The following is a 13,876-nucleotide window of genomic DNA, read 5'->3' on the forward strand; positions in this document are numbered from 1 at the left end:
GGACCACCGCCAGCTGGCCGCTCACCGCCCGCCCCCCGGGACGACGGTGATGACCGGTGCGGCGCCGGCCGCGGGAGGGACGGCAGCCGGCTCGGCCCCGGCCGCCCGCAGCCCGGCCACCCGGCGCCGGACGACGAGCACCGCCAGGAGCGTGAAGGCGACCACGCCCGCCGCCAGCGCCCACGCCATGACCGGGTCGATCGGCGGGCTGCCCTCGGGGCCGAGCACGGTGGGCGGCTGGTGCAGCGTCCGCCACCACACGACCGAGAAGTGCACCACGGGCACGTTCAGGAAGGCGACGACGCCGACCGCGGCGGACCGGCGGGCGGCGACGTGCGGGTCGTCGGCCATCCGGCGCACGCCCAGGTAGGCGACGTAGACCAGCAGCAGCACCGTCGTCGTGACCAACCGGGCGTCCCAGGTCCACCAGACCCCCCAGACCGGGCGGCCCCAGAGCATGCCGAGCCCGATGGCCAGCGCGGTCAGCCCGATCCCCAGCTCGGCGGCGGCCTGGGCGCACCGGTCGAAGCGCAGGTCGCGGCGCACGAGGTAGGCGACGCTGCACACCAGGACGGCCGCGAAGGCGAGGTAGGCGACCCAGGCGGCGGGGACGTGCACGTACATCAACCGCTGCGCGGGCCCCTGCACCGCGTCCTCGGGCGCGACGAGGAGCGCCAGCACCAGCGCCGCCCCGGAGGCGGTGACCGCGGCGGTGGGGAGGAGCGCTCCACCGGGCGCCGGGGTCCTGGGCACGCGCGCTCCTCCTGTCGAGCGGTCCCGACCTCGAGGTCTTGGGGACGGCCGGGTCGGCGGACCCGGCCAGCCTCTCACTCCTCCAGGAGGAAGGGGAAGACGGCCCAGGAGGTCGCTCCGGCGACGAGGTCGTAGGCGACCAGGAGGGCCAGCCACGGCCACGGCTCGTCGGCGACCCCGGCCTGCGTCCCGGCCAGCAACGCGGGCAGCCCGGCGGGCAGCACCAGCGCGGCCAGCAGCCCGGCACCGCGGGCCGAGGCCGCCAGGAGGGCCCCGAAGACCGTCAGGCTCGCCGCGACCCCCACCAGGCCGAGCACCGCGGCGGCGCAGCCGGCGACCGTCACCGCGCCGTCGAGCAGGAGGACGGCGAGAAGGGTCCCGGTGCTCCAGGTGACCGCCAGCGCGCCCCACAGGACGACCGCCTTGGCCAGGAGCAGCACCCCGGGAGGGACGAGGCCGCGCAGCATGTCCCAGGAGTCCTCGTCCCGCTCCGCCGCGGCGACCAGGCGGGCCAGCGGGACGGCGGCGGTCAGCACGAGCAACCACACCAGTCCCGGTGCCGTGGTCCGCAGCGCGGCCGGATCGGGGCCGAGCACCAGACCGGCCAGGACGACGCCGGCCGCGACGAAGGGCAGCACCGACGCGAAACCGTCGACGCCCCCCAGGGCGATCCGGGCGTCCCTCCGCACCAGCACGGCGACGGTGCGCAGCGTGCCCGGTCGTCGCACCTGCAGCCCCGCGCGCCGGCCGCTCACCCGAGCACCGTCACGGCGCCCGCGGCGAGTTCCAGCCGGGCGTCGGCCGGACCGAGGTGGTGCGCGGCCTCGGGCCCCGCGACCAGCACCGCCGTCCCGCGCCCGGCGAGCGCCGCGACCGTCGCGCGCACGGCGGCCCGTCCCTCGGCGTCGAGGTGCTCCATGGGTTCGTCCAGGCAGACCACCGCCGGGGAGACGACGCGGGCGACGGCGAGGGTGACCCGGGTCTGTTGGCCCGCGGAGAGCCGGCCGGTCTCCTGCCGCCACAGCTCCTCGGGGAGCCCGCAGGACGCCAGGGCCGCCGCTGCGGAGACCGCCGGTTCCGGGCGGCCGGCCAGCGCTCCGGCGAACGCGACGGCCTCGACCGCCCGCTGCCGGCGGCGCATGCCCGCGCCCGGGCGCAGGTAGAGCGCCCGCCCGCTGACCGAGCGGCTGCCCGACGTCGGCTCGACCAGGCCGGCCGCGATCCGGAGCAGCGTGGTCTTCCCGGCGCCGTTCGCCCCGCCGACGGCGCACACCGCACCCGGGGCGAGCCGCAGCGTGAGGGGTGCCAGCACGGTGCGGCTCCCGTACCGGCAGGCCACCTCGTGGAGGGACAGCGCGGGCGGCTCCGCTCCGCCGGGGCTCGACTCGGTCATCGTGGCCAGGATCGTGCCACCGGGTGCGGACGGCCCGGCACCCTCGTCCGGTTGTGCGGCCCGGTGGAGCCGCTAGGGTCGGCCGGGACCGCAGCGGGGCGCTCGGCGAGGGGCTCCCCCGCACACCTGCCACGGAGGTCTGCGACCGTGCCTGCCGAACCCGCTCCGGTCGCGGCACCGGCGCCGGGCTCGGTGCTCGACCCCGTGGGGCCAGAGGCGGCGCAGATCGCCGGCCTCACGTGGTTCATGGTCGTCCTGGGTGGCCTGCTGTGGCTGGCCACCGTCGTGTTCCTGGTGCTGGCGCTGCGGCACCGCGCTCGCCGGGAACCGCGGGCGAACGACGGCGGCGCCAAGGCGTTCATCGCCGTGTGGGGGGTGGTCGTCCCCGTCGTCGTGCTGCCGATCGTCTTCGGCTACAGCCTGCTGGTGGGCGTGGACACCTCCCGGCCCGCCCCCTCCGGAGCGCTGACGATCGAGGTCGTCGGCCACCAGTTCTGGTGGGAGGTGCGCTATCCCGAGGCCGGCGTCGTGACGGCGAACGAGGTCCACGTGCCCGTGGGCCGGCCGGTGCGGCTGGAGATGACGTCGGCGGACGTGATCCACAGCCTCTGGGTCCCCCCGGTCGCCGGGAAGCTGGACCTGTTCCCGGGCCACACGAACGTCCTCTCCCTGCAGGTCGACGAGGCCGGCCGGTACCTCGGCGAGTGCGCGGAGTTCTGCGGCATCCAGCACGCCCGCATGCAGTTCGTCCTGGTCGCGCAGGAGGAGGACGAGTTCACCGAGCACCTGCGCGCCCTGCAGGCGGGCCCCGCCGAGCCGGGCAGCGACCTGGCGGAGGCCGGCCGCGAGGTGTTCCTGGCCGCAGGCTGCGGGCAGTGCCACCGGATCGAGGACGTCAGCGAGGGCGCGGACTTCGCACCCGACCTGACCCACCTGGCCACGCGCGACACCATCGCCGCCGGGATGCTGGAGAACACCCGGGGCAACCTGGCCGGCTGGATCCTCGACCCGCAGGGGCTCAAGTCCGGCGTCCGCATGCCGCCGAGCAATCTCGAGGGCGAGGACCTGCAGGCGCTGCTGGCCTACCTGGAGGGCCTGCGGTGACCGCGCTCCAGGACCCGCCCGCCACCGAGGACCGGCTCGCCGCCTCGTGGGCCACCCAGCCCGGGGCGGCCGGCTGGTTCACCGCGCTCAACCACAAGCAGGTGGCCCAGCGCTTCCTCGTCACCGCGTTCGTCTTCTTCGGGCTGGGCGGCATCCAGTCGGTGCTCATGCGCTGGCAGCTGGGCAGCGCCGAGAGCACCTTCCTCGACGCGCAGACCTACAACGAGCTGTTCACCATGCACGGCACGACGATGATGTTCCTGTTCGCCGTGCCGGTGGGCGAAGCGTTCGCCATGTACTTCCTGCCGCTGATGCTGGGCACCCGCGACCTGCCGTTCCCCCGGCTCACCGCGTTCGGCTGGTACATCTACGTGCTCGGCGGGGTCTTCCTGTACAGCAGCTTCCTGTTCGGCCAGGTGCCGGACGGCGGCTGGTTCGCCTACACCCCGCTCACCGGCCCCGAGTACTCCCCGAGCTCCTCGATCGACTTCTGGCTGCTCGGCGTGACCTTCGTGGAGATCGCGACCATCGCGGGCGCGATCGAGCTGGTGGTGCTGATCCTCCGGTACCGGGCGCCGGGCATGAAGATCAGCCAGATGCCCCTGCTGGCGTGGAACGTGCTGGTGACGGGGATCGCCGTCATCTTCGCGTTCCCGCCGCTGGTGGTCGCCAGCGTGCTGCTCGAGCTGGACCGCAAGATCGGCACGCACTTCTACGATCCGGCGGCCGGCGGGGAGTCGCTGCTCTGGCAGCACCTCTTCTGGTTCTTCGGCCACCCCGAGGTCTACATCATCCTGCTGCCCGGCCTCGGCATCGTCTCCACGATCGTGCCCGTCTTCGCCCGCAGCCGGATCGTCGGCTACAGCCTGATCGCGGTCTCCACCGTCGCCATCGGCATCCTGTCGTTCGGCGTGTGGGTCCACCACATGTTCACCACCGGGATCCCGCAGCTGGGGCTCGCCTTCTTCTCCGTGGCCAGCCTGTTCATCCCCATCCCGAGCGCCATCCAGATCTCCGCGTGGATCGCCACCATCTGGCAGGGACGGGCGGTCTGGAAGACCCCGATGATGTACGTCGTCGGGTTCATCGTGATCTTCGTCCTCGGCGGGGTCACCGGCGTGATGGTCGCCTCCGTGCCCTTCGACACCCAGGCGCACGACAGCTACTTCGTCGTCGCGCACTTCCACTACGTGCTCATCGGCGGGATCCTCTTTCCCGTCCTGGCCGCCATCCACTTCTGGATGCCGAAGATCTCCGGCCGGATGCTCGACGAACGCCTCGGCACGATCGCGTTCTGGCTGACCTTCATCGGCTTCAACGTCACGTTCTTCCCCCTGCACATCACCGGTCTGCAGGGCATGCCGCGCCGCGTCTACACCTACGCCGAGAGCACCGGGTGGGAGCTCACGCAGGCCATCGCGACCTGGGGCACCGTCGTCCTCACGCTCGGCCTGCTCATGACGCTGGGGAACGTGGTGCACTCGGCCCGGTACGGCGAGCGCGCCGGCGCCGACCCCTGGGGCGGGGAGACGCTCGACTGGTACGCGACCTCGCCGCCGCCCGCCTACAACTTCCGCGGCATCCCCGAGATCGCCAGCCGGTCACCCCTCTGGGACACCCGCCCCTTCCGGCCGAGGTACGACCCGGCCACCTGGCAGGACGAGCTGCGCGAACCGCGTGCCCCCGTGCGCCAGGTGGTGCTCACCAGCGTCCTCGACGCCGTCCCGGAGGAGCTGGTCACCCTGCCGCAGAAGTCGTGGTGGCCGCTGGTGATGGCCGTCGCGCTCACCGTCGCCCTGATCGGCACGATGATCGACGTCTACCCACTGGCCCTGACCGGCGTGCTCGCCGCCGTCGTCACCGGCGTCGCGTGGATCTGGGACAGGCAGGACCAGCGGTGAGGACCAGCGGGCACACCGGGGAGGCCGCTCCGCGCCCGGCCCCGCACATCGCCCGGGGCACCGGGTGGTGGGGGATGCTGCTGCTCCAGCTCGTCCTGGTCTCGATGCTGGCGGCGCTGCTGTTCTCCTACTTCTACCTCCGGGACGGCTTCGACACCTGGCCGCCCGCTCCCGCCCCCGCCCCCGCGCTGGGGCTGACGGCGGTCGCCACCGGCCTGCTCGTGCTCAGCGCCGTCCCCGTGGCCGCGGTGCACCTCGCGGCGCGGGCCGGGCGCGGCGACGGGCGGTTCCCCGCCGCGCTGGCCGCCGCCCTCGCCCTGGGCGTGGCCTTCCTGGCCGTGCAGTTCGCCGACTACTCGGCCAACGACGTCGACCCGCAGCGCGACGTCTACGGCTCCCTCTTCCTCGCCCTCGCCGGCTTCCACCACGTCAACGCCGTGCTGGCGCTGCTCGGGCTCGGCGTCGTCCTGCTGCGCGTGCGGTCCGGGGGCATGCGACCGCGGGAGCAGGAGATGGTGGTGACCGCCGCCCACTACTGGTACTTCGTCGTCTGGTCCTGGATCGTCGTCGCCGCCACCCTCTACCTGATACCGAGGTTCTGGTGACCGCCGCGACCCCGGAGACCAAGCGACCCGCCGGCCGCCCGATCCTCTTCTGGTTCGGCGTCGGTGGCGGCACCGCGGCCTGGCTGCTGCACCTGCTGGCCGGCTACTGGGCCATCGAGGTCGCCTGCCCCACCGAGGGCCCGGCCCTGCCCGCCTACCTCGTCGGGCTCACCGTGCTGCTCGCCGGTGCGGCCGTCGCCGCAAGCTGGGCGTCCTGGTGGGCGATGCGCCACCTCCCGCCGCAGCCGGAGTCCGCCGCGGTGCCCGGCCCGGAGCCCCGGCCGCTCCTGCCGTGGCGGCGCCGGCGCGACCCGGAGGAGGCACCCCCCGCCGGCGCCTGGGACCCGGTGCCCAGCCCCGCGCGCAACCGGATGCTGGCGCTCACCGGCCTCACCATGAACCTGCTCGCGGTCGGCCTCATCGTGCTGGCGCTGCCCCCCGTCCTCGCGTACGGACCGTGCTGGTGACCGGGCGACCGCGGGGATCCCGGGCCCGGCTGGCGGCGGCGCTGCTGGCCGCCGCGGCCGGGCTCACGGCCTGCACCGACGCGACGGGCCGCGACGGGGAGTTCCAGGCCTCCCCCGAGCGCGGGCGGGAGCTGCTGCGCGCGTACGGCTGCGCCTCCTGCCACCAGGTGCCGGGCGTCGCCGGCCCGCAGGGACGGGTCGGCCCCCCGCTGGGCACCATCGTCGAGCGGCGGACCGTCGCGGGCACGCTGCCCCACACCCGGGAGAACCTCGCGGCGTGGATCCAGGACCCGCAACGGATCGACCCCGGCAACCTCATGCCCGACCTGGGCGTGACCGACGAGGACGTCGACGCCATCGTCGCCTACCTGTACTCCCTGGGGACGCCGTGAGCGCCCGCCGCCCGGCACGCTGGCTGCTCGTCCTGGCGCTGGTCCTGGCCTGCGCGGGGCTCACCCTGGCGACGGCGCCGGTCGAGGCCGCCCCCGCACCGCAGACGGCGGAGCTCACGGCCGGTGGCACGGTGTACCAGCGGTACTGCGGCATCTGCCACAACAACGACGGCAGCGGCATCCCCGGCACCGGGGTGGAGGCGGGGCCGGACCTGCGCGGTCTGCCGGTCGCCTACGTCGACCTGGTCATCCGGACCGGACGGATGCCGCTCCTGCACCGGGAGGTCGGCGCGGTCGAGGAGCAGCTCACCGACGAGCAGCGCGAAGCGGTGGTCGCCTGGATGGCCGGGGAGTTCGAGCTGACCGGCGGGATCCCGGAGGTCGGGCCGGGTGACCCCGGCCGCGGGCAGCCGCTGTGGCTGACCAATTGCGCGCCCTGCCACAGCGCCGCGGGGAACGGCGGCATCTCTGCCGACGGGACGATCGCCCCGGAGGTCACCGGGATCGACCCCACCGGGATCGTCGAGGCCCTCCGCGTTGGCCCCTTCGAGATGCCCCGGTTCGGCGACGAGGTGATCAGCGAGCAGGACGCCGCCGACATCGCCGCCTACGTGCAGGACCTCTCCGACGCCGAGACCACGCCGCTGGGCCTGTCCGACATCGGCCGGGTGTACGGCGGAGTCTTCACCGCGCTGCTGGCCCTGACCGTCGTCGGGACGCTCTTCGTCGTCGCCCGGCGCGGCCGGCGACCGGACCTGCTGCCGGACGATCCGCCGGCGGAGGAGGCAGGGGGCACGCGGCCGTGACCGGGGTCCGCCCCGGCTCCGCCGGGGACCGCCTGCGCCGTCCGGTGCCGGTCGGCGTCGGCGCCGTCGCCGCCGCCCTGCTCGTGGCCTTCGTCGCGGGGGTGTTCCTGGGCTGGCCGACCGCGGCGCTGGGGCTGGCGCTGACCGGTGCCCTGCTGGCCGTGGCCGTCGTCGTGGGGCAGCTCCGCGGGCCGGTCGCGCAGGAGCTGGTCTGGCCGGACGAGCGCCACCCGGGCGACGCCCCCGTGGCGACCGCCGCGGCGGCCGCGGTCGCCACCCCGGTGCGCCGGAGGTGGGTCCTCGGCGGGCTCGGCGGCCTCGGCATCGGCGCGCTGGCCGGCGTCGGGCTGCTGGCGTGGTCCGGCCGGGACGGGGGGCCGGTCACGGCGTGGCGGCGCGGCGTCCACCTGGTCACCGCCGAGGGGCAGCGCATCCGTGCCACCGACGTGCCGGTGGGCGGGTTCGGCACCGTCTGGCCCGAGGGCTCCGTCCGCGCCGACCTCTCCGCCGTGGTGCTGGTCCGGCTGGCGACGCAGGAGGCGGAGCCACCCACGGTGCTCGACTGGGTCGTCGGCGACCGCATCGTGGCGTACTCCAAGATCTGCACCCACGCCGGCTGCCCGGTCGGCCTGTACCAGGAGGACACCGACTCCCTGTTCTGCCCGTGCCACCAGGCGACCTTCGACGCGGCACGGGGTGCGGTGCCGACGTTCGGCCCGGCGTCCCGGCCGCTCCCCCAGCTCCCCCTGGGGGTCGACGACGACGGCTTCCTCGTCGCGACGGACGGCTTCGCGACCCCCATCGGGCCGGTGCGCGGATGACCGTCCAGGAGGCCCCCGCCCGGCCCCGGTGGCTGCGCGAGCTGTTCGTGCCGACGCACTGGTCGTTCCTGCTGGGACCGGTCGCGGTGGTCTCGTTCGTGGTGCTGCTGCTGACCGGCGTGGTGCTGACCTTCTTCTACCAACCCTCCACCGAGCTCGTGGAGTACGACGGCTCGGCCGCCCTGTACGCCGGACGGGATCTGCCCGCCGCGTTCGCGTCGGTTGTCGCGATCGAGGAGGACGTGCCGGGGGGGCTCCTGCTGCGCCGGGTGCACCGCGCGGCCAGCTACCTGTTCGTCGCCGCGCTCCTGCTGCACGCGTTGCGCGTCCTCCTGGCCGGCGCGTTCCGGGGACGCCGCTTCGTCAACTACCTCGTCGGCCTGGTCCTGCTCGCCCTCGCCCTCGCCCTGGGCTGGACGGGGCAGAACCTCGTCTACGACGTGGTCACCGGCAGCAGCGTCCGGATCGGGTACACGATCGCGGGGAGCATCCCCTACGTCGGCACGGAGCTGGCCGACCTCGTGTTCGCCGGACCCGACGTCGACGACGTCGTCGCCCGGTTGTTCTGGCTGCACGTCCTGCTCCTGCCGGTGGCCTTCATGCTCGGCCTGGCCGCGCACCTCTGGCTGGTGGTCCGCCACCGGCACACGGTCCTCCCCCGCCGGCGGGACACCGGCGGCCGGTGGCTGGTCGCCGTGCCCACCGGGGTCGGCCTGCGGTCGCGCGCCGCGCTGCTGACGGCGCTGGTCTGCGCGCTGGTGGTGCTCGCCGCGACGCTGGTGCCCTTCGGGGACGTCACGCACATCGGCCCGTTCCTGCCCGGGGTGGCCGGCAACGACATGTACCCGGACTGGTACCTGTTCCCGATGGAGGGGGCCATCCTGCTGCTCCCGGCCGTCGACGTCACCGTGCTCGGCGCGACGATCACCAACCCGCTGCTCGGCGGGGTCCTGCTGCCGGTGCTCCTGGGCGGCGCGGCGCTGCTCTACCCGCTGCTGGAGGGCCTGTTCCGGCGGCGATCCCCCGCCGAGCAGGACCTCAGCGAGCACCCCTTCCACGCGCCCGTCCGGGTGGCCTTCGTGACGCTGCTCGTGACCGTGACGGTGCTGCTGTCGCTCGGCGCGGCCAGCGACGTGCTCGCCCAGGTCATCGGCGCGCCCGTCGCCACGGTCATCCGGGTGCTCCGGGGATCCCTCGTCGTCGCTCCGCCGGTGCTCGCCGTCCTCGCGTTCTGGTACGCCCGGCGGCGGTCCCGGCAGCAGCCGGCCTGAGCCGGTCAGCCGATCCGCAGGCGGGCGACGCCCATGCGCGTTGGGAGGACCGGGCGATGGGTACGCGACTGGTGCCGGTCACGTCGCACCTCTCGCGGGCGGCGTCCGGCCGCACGCCGGGGCGGGCCGCCCGGGTGACCCGGAACCGAACTCGGCCGTATCGGGAGGACCGATGAGCGCAGGAGGAGACCGCCGCGGCAACGGTCGACCGCACGATCCGCAGTCCCGCATGGGGGGCTGGAAGGCTGCCCGGCGGCGGATGATCGCCCTCGCCGTCGGGGTCATCGTGGTCATCTTCGCCGTGCTGCTGATCGTCTGGCTGCTCGGCCGGTCGGCCGCCGACGCGCAGGGCGCAGCGGGGGCCGGGGGCGCAGCACCCCACCACGCCGAGGCGGGGGCGACCGCCGGTGGAACGGGCAGCACCCCGGTGCAGCCGGTCCCCACGGCGGTCATGCCCGGGTGACCCGGCCCACCTGACGCCCTCGTCCCTCGTCCCGCGCCCCGCGCCCCGCGGGCCGCACCGCGCCCGTGCCGTCATCGCGGATCGGCGCACGCCGGACACGACAGAGGCCCTGCCCGGATCCGTGGATCCGGGCAGGGCCTCTGACCTTCGTAGCGGGGACAGGATTCGAACCTGCGACCTCTGGGTTATGAGCCCAGCGAGCTACCGAGCTGCTCCACCCCGCGCTGTTCCACCACCGTACCGCACGAGCGGTGGCAGGTCGCGCGGTCCCGCGGTCGGGAGCCGACCGCGGGACCGCGCGGACCTCAGGAGGTGCCGGCCGTGCCCGCCTTCGCCGGCGCTGCGGTCGCCCCGTTCGAGGCGGACCCGTTGGCGGTGGAGCCGTCGGCCGACGTGGCCGTGACCGGCGTGTGCGCCTCCTCCGGGGCCCGGCGCGGCAAGCGCGGTTCCTGCCCCAGCCCCTTGGCCAGCGAGACGAGCACCAGCAGCAGCACGATCGCGAACGGGAACGCCGCGACGATGGAGGCGGTCTGCACCCCACCCAGACCCCCGCTGACCAGCAGGACGGCGGCGGAGGCCGAGATGACCAGACCCCAGATCACGCTGACCACCCGTGCCGGGTCCTGCCCGCCACGGCTGCTCAGCGAGCCGAGGACGAACGTGGCCGAGTCGGCGCTGGTCACGAAGAAGGTGACGATGAGGATCATCGCCCCGATGCCGGCGATCACGCCGCCGGGCAGGGTGTCCAGCAGCGCGAACAGCTGCGACTCGGTCGCCTGGCCCGCAAGCCCGGCACCCTCCTGCTCGGCGAGGATGCCGGCGCCACCGAACACCGAGAACCACAGGCCGCTCACCAGCGTGGGCACCGCCAGCACACCGATGACGAACTCGCGGATGGTGCGTCCACGCGAGATGCGCGCGATGAACGTCGCCACGAACGGCGACCAGGAGATCCACCACGCCCAGTAGAAGATGGTCCAGCCGTTGATCCAGTCCGACCGCTCGGCGTCGAAGGGGCCGGTCTGCAGGCTCATCGTGGGCAGCTCGGCGAAGTAGCTGCCCAGGGTCGTGGTGAACGCACCCACCAGCCGGCCGGACGACGCGGTGAAGAGCACGAACGCGAAGAGCGCGACGGCCAGCACGACGTTGGCCGTCGAGAGCCACTTGATCCCGCGGTTGATGCCGGAGAGCGCGGAGATCAGGAACAGGACGGTCACCACCGCGATGATCGCCAGCTGCACGCCGGAGCCGATGGCGATGCCGTCGCTCAGCGAGTTCAGCCCGCCGTTGATCTGCGCGGCGCCCAGGCCGAGCGAGGTGGCGACGCCGAACACGGTGGCGACGACGGCGACGGTGTCCACGGCCGTGCCGAGCGGGCCGTCGACGCGGTCACCGAGGACCGGCCGCAGCGCGCCGCTGATGGTCGCCTTCCAGCCACGGCGGAACCGGGCGTAGGCCAGGGCCAGCGCCAGGACGGCGTAGATGCCCCACGGGTGCAGGCCCCAGTGGAAGAAGGAGTAGCGCAGCGCGTCACGGGCGGCCTCCGTGCTCTCCGGCGTGGCCGTCGGCGGCGTGAGGAAGTGCGACACCGGCTCCGCCACGCCCCAGAACACCAGGCCGATGCCCATCCCGGCGCTGAACAGCATCGCGAACCAGGCGCCGGTGCTGTACTCCGGCCGGTCGGCGTCGGCCCCCAGCCGGATCCGCCCCCACCGCGTCGCCGCGAGCACGATGACGGCGACCAGCACGATCGTCGCGGTCAGCAGGTAGAACCAGCCGAACCGGTCGACGACGAAGGATCGGGCCGCGTTCGCGGCGGAGTCGAGCGACGAGGGCGAGAAGGCCCCCCAGAGGATGAAGGGGAGCACGACGGCCAACGAGGCCCAGAAGACGGCGGAGGTTCTTCGCACGAGGGGCGGTTCCTTCGGTCGGGGACGGGACTGCCGGCTGACGACCGGCGTGCACCGCCGGGCGGGTACTACCCGGCGGACGGCACGATCATCCAGAGTTGCAGCACGCACCGGAGAACGCATCTTCCCGGGGGTGACGAGCCCCACCCCCGCGGCGGCCCGGGCGTCGGGGATCGTGGACGGGTGCCACCGCAGCCCCTCGCACCGCAGGACGCCCACCGCGCCGTCGACCTGGCCCTCCGGGCCGGCGAGCTGCTGCTGTCCGCCGGCGCCAGCGCCGCCGAGGTGACCGCCACCTGCACGGTCGTCGCCCGCTCCTGCGGCCTCCGGCGGGTGGAGTGCGACATCACGTTCACCTCGATCACCGTCTCCGGCCACGCCGACCAGGAGGCCGGGCCCGTCAGCGGTCTGCGCCTGGTGCAGCAGCGCGAGCTGGACTACTCGCGCGCCACCGCCGTCCACAACGTCGTCGGCGACCTGGCCGCGGGCCGCGTCACCCCGGCGGAGGCCGACCGCCGCCTGGAGTCCGTGTCCACCAGCCGGCAGCCCTACCGGCGGTGGGTCGTGACCGGAGCCCGGGCGCTGCTCGCCGCCGCGGTGGCCGTGCTGCTGGGCGCAGGCCCCGTGGTGACGGCGGCCGCCTTCGGGGCGACCGTGCTCGTCGACCTCGCCATCGACCGGCTGGGCCGCCGCGGGCTGCCGACGTTCTTCCTCAACGCCGTCGGCGGCCTGATCGCCACGTCGGTGGCGCTCGCGCTGGTGGCCGCGGACATCGGCGTCCGCCCCTCGCTCGTCGTGGCCGGCGGGATCGTGCTGCTGCTGCCCGGTGTCACGCTCGTCGGCGCGGTGCACGACGCCATCACCGGCTTCTACGTGACCGCGAGCGCCCGGGCCTTCGAGACGTTCCTGCTCACGGCCGGGATCATCAGCGGCGTCGCCGTCGGCCTGTCGATCGGGGTGCGGCTGGGCCTGCCGGTCGCGATGTGGGACCCGCCGTCCAGCAGCCTCGCGGACGTCCCGCTCCAGCTCGCCGCCGCCGCCGCGATCTCAGCCTCCTTCGCCGTCTCCAACCACGCCCCCCGGCGCACGCTGGCCCCGGCCGCCGCCGCCGGCGCGCTCGGCTGGGCGGTCTTCACCGGGCTCGACCAGGCGCGGCTCTCGGTCACGCTGGCGACGGCGGCGGCGGCGGTCGCCATCGGCCTGGGCAGCTTCGCGCTCGCCGCCCGGCAGCGGGTCCCCGCGCTCGTCTACGTGGCGGCCGGCATCATCCCGCTGCTGCCCGGGCTGACCATCTACCGCGGCCTCCGCCGGCTCACCGAGGGCGACACGCTCGGCGGCATAACGATGCTCGGGACGGCGATCACCGTCGGCCTGGCGCTGGCCGCCGGGGCGCTCCTCGGCGAGTACGTGGCGCAGGCGCTCCGCCGGACCCGCCTGCCCGGGGAGCGGCGCCTGACCGGCCTGGTCCAGGCCCGCGCGGTACGCCCCGGGGGCCGGTCGGAGCGCCGGCGGCAGGCCTCGCCCAGCTGACGGCCCGGACCCGTGTGAACGGTGTGACGGGCCGCCACGGCCGAGGCGGAGGACCGTGCGCGCCTCCGGCTCCCCCGCGACCGCCCCGCCTACAGTCCGGCTCGTGGCGGGGGACGGAACGGCGGGCAGGTTCGTCGGGGACCCGCAGCCGGTGGAGATCCACCACCGCGGCATCTGGTACTCCGGCGAGCTGCTCGGCTGGCGGCACACCCCCGACGGCCGGGTCTCCGCCCGCGTGCGGTGCACCGTGGACGGGCTGCGGCATTCGACGTGGAAGGACCTCGCCGAGCTGCGCCTCCCCGATCCGGCGCACCCCCCGCGGCGCGAGCCGTTCCCGGCGGCGCCGGCCCGCCCGGTGGCCGACGGCTCCCCGGTGCCGGAGCACGACCGCACCCGGCCGCACACCCTCCTGGCCGCGCTGACCAACCGGCCCCGCCCACCGGAGCACGCACTCGTCCCC

General features: G+C 74.8%; 15 protein-coding genes and 1 tRNA gene. 11 read left to right on the forward strand and 5 right to left on the reverse strand.

Annotated elements, in window-relative coordinates:
- Positions 1 to 21 precede the first annotated feature (21 nt).
- The 3 genes from ccsA to E9529_RS03485 form a co-directional block, all read right to left on the reverse strand.
- Complete coding sequence (ccsA, locus tag E9529_RS03475) at positions 22 to 753, reverse strand: cytochrome c biogenesis protein CcsA (protein ID WP_236829707.1); 732 nt, start codon at positions 751 to 753, stop codon at positions 22 to 24.
- Between the two features lie 74 nt (positions 754 to 827).
- Entirely contained in the window at positions 828 to 1,508 is a 681-nt protein-coding gene (locus E9529_RS03480; RefSeq protein WP_236829708.1) for a heme exporter protein CcmB, read from the reverse strand.
- Entirely contained in the window at positions 1,505 to 2,146 is a 642-nt protein-coding gene (locus E9529_RS03485) for an ATP-binding cassette domain-containing protein (protein ID WP_236829709.1), read from the reverse strand. Before E9529_RS03485 ends, E9529_RS03480 begins: the two co-directional genes overlap by 4 nt.
- Positions 2,147 to 2,293: 147 nt before the next feature.
- Between E9529_RS03485 and coxB the strand changes: the two genes are divergently transcribed.
- The 9 genes from coxB (at position 2,294) to E9529_RS03530 (ending at position 9,976) form a co-directional block, all read left to right on the forward strand.
- Entirely contained in the window at positions 2,294 to 3,250 is a 957-nt protein-coding gene (gene coxB / locus E9529_RS03490; RefSeq protein WP_236829710.1) for a cytochrome c oxidase subunit II, read from the forward strand.
- Positions 3,247 to 5,151 carry a cytochrome c oxidase subunit I gene (ctaD, locus tag E9529_RS03495; RefSeq protein WP_236829711.1) on the forward strand — a complete coding sequence of 635 codons (1,905 nt, stop codon included), beginning with the start codon at positions 3,247 to 3,249 and terminating at the stop codon, positions 5,149 to 5,151. Before coxB ends, ctaD begins: the two co-directional genes overlap by 4 nt.
- Positions 5,148 to 5,756, forward strand: a complete 609-nt coding sequence (locus E9529_RS03500; RefSeq protein ID WP_236829712.1) for a cytochrome c oxidase subunit 3 — start codon at positions 5,148 to 5,150, stop codon at positions 5,754 to 5,756. Before ctaD ends, E9529_RS03500 begins: the two co-directional genes overlap by 4 nt.
- Positions 5,753 to 6,223, forward strand: coding sequence for a hypothetical protein (locus tag E9529_RS03505; RefSeq protein WP_236829713.1), 471 nt, complete (start codon positions 5,753 to 5,755; stop codon positions 6,221 to 6,223). Before E9529_RS03500 ends, E9529_RS03505 begins: the two co-directional genes overlap by 4 nt.
- On the forward strand, positions 6,220 to 6,615 hold the full coding sequence (locus tag E9529_RS03510) for a cytochrome c family protein (protein ID WP_236829714.1): 396 nt from the start codon (positions 6,220 to 6,222) through the stop codon (positions 6,613 to 6,615). The genes E9529_RS03505 and E9529_RS03510 overlap by 4 nt, the downstream gene beginning before the upstream one ends.
- Positions 6,612 to 7,421 (forward strand): c-type cytochrome, encoded by an 810-nt coding sequence (locus E9529_RS03515; protein WP_236829715.1) that lies wholly within the window; start codon positions 6,612 to 6,614, stop codon positions 7,419 to 7,421. The genes E9529_RS03510 and E9529_RS03515 overlap by 4 nt, the downstream gene beginning before the upstream one ends.
- Positions 7,418 to 8,242 carry a ubiquinol-cytochrome c reductase iron-sulfur subunit gene (locus tag E9529_RS22550; RefSeq protein ID WP_236829716.1) on the forward strand — a complete coding sequence of 275 codons (825 nt, stop codon included), beginning with the start codon at positions 7,418 to 7,420 and terminating at the stop codon, positions 8,240 to 8,242. Before E9529_RS03515 ends, E9529_RS22550 begins: the two co-directional genes overlap by 4 nt.
- Positions 8,239 to 9,513, forward strand: coding sequence for a cytochrome b N-terminal domain-containing protein (locus E9529_RS03525; RefSeq protein WP_236829717.1), 1,275 nt, complete (start codon positions 8,239 to 8,241; stop codon positions 9,511 to 9,513). The genes E9529_RS22550 and E9529_RS03525 overlap by 4 nt, the downstream gene beginning before the upstream one ends.
- 172 nt (positions 9,514 to 9,685) lie before the next feature.
- Positions 9,686 to 9,976, forward strand: a complete 291-nt coding sequence (locus tag E9529_RS03530; RefSeq protein ID WP_236829718.1) for a hypothetical protein — start codon at positions 9,686 to 9,688, stop codon at positions 9,974 to 9,976.
- A 150-nt stretch (positions 9,977 to 10,126) separates the two neighbouring features.
- Here the strand turns inward: E9529_RS03530 and E9529_RS03535 are convergent.
- A tRNA-Met gene (locus E9529_RS03535) sits at positions 10,127 to 10,200 on the reverse strand.
- A gap of 81 nt (positions 10,201 to 10,281) precedes the next feature.
- A complete protein-coding gene (locus E9529_RS03540; RefSeq protein ID WP_236829719.1) occupies positions 10,282 to 11,886 on the reverse strand; it encodes a BCCT family transporter in 1,605 nt (534 codons plus the stop codon).
- Positions 11,887 to 12,069: 183 nt separating this feature from the next.
- On the opposite strand from E9529_RS03540, the gene E9529_RS03545 reads away from it, so the two are divergent.
- Positions 12,070 to 13,416: a threonine/serine exporter ThrE family protein gene (locus tag E9529_RS03545; RefSeq protein ID WP_236829720.1), complete on the forward strand. Its 1,347-nt coding sequence runs from the start codon at positions 12,070 to 12,072 to the stop codon at positions 13,414 to 13,416.
- Positions 13,417 to 13,519: 103 nt separating this feature from the next.
- A partial coding sequence (locus E9529_RS03550; RefSeq protein WP_236829721.1) for a hypothetical protein occupies positions 13,520 to 13,876 on the forward strand: 357 nt, incomplete at its 3' end.

The sequence above is a fragment of the Blastococcus sp. KM273128 genome (assembly GCF_021698975.1).
Lineage (GTDB): Bacteria > Actinomycetota > Actinomycetes > Mycobacteriales > Geodermatophilaceae > Blastococcus.

Excerpts from the sequence above, each read along its gene's own strand:
- E9529_RS03485 (WP_236829709.1), bottom strand. The coding sequence starts at position 2,146 with ATGACCGAGTCGAGCCCCGGCGGAGCGGAGCCGCCCGCGCTGTCCCTC.
- E9529_RS03530 (WP_236829718.1), top strand. The coding sequence starts at position 9,686 with ATGAGCGCAGGAGGAGACCGCCGCGGCAACGGTCGACCGCACGATCCG.
- E9529_RS03525 (WP_236829717.1), top strand. The coding sequence starts at position 8,239 with ATGACCGTCCAGGAGGCCCCCGCCCGGCCCCGGTGGCTGCGCGAGCTG.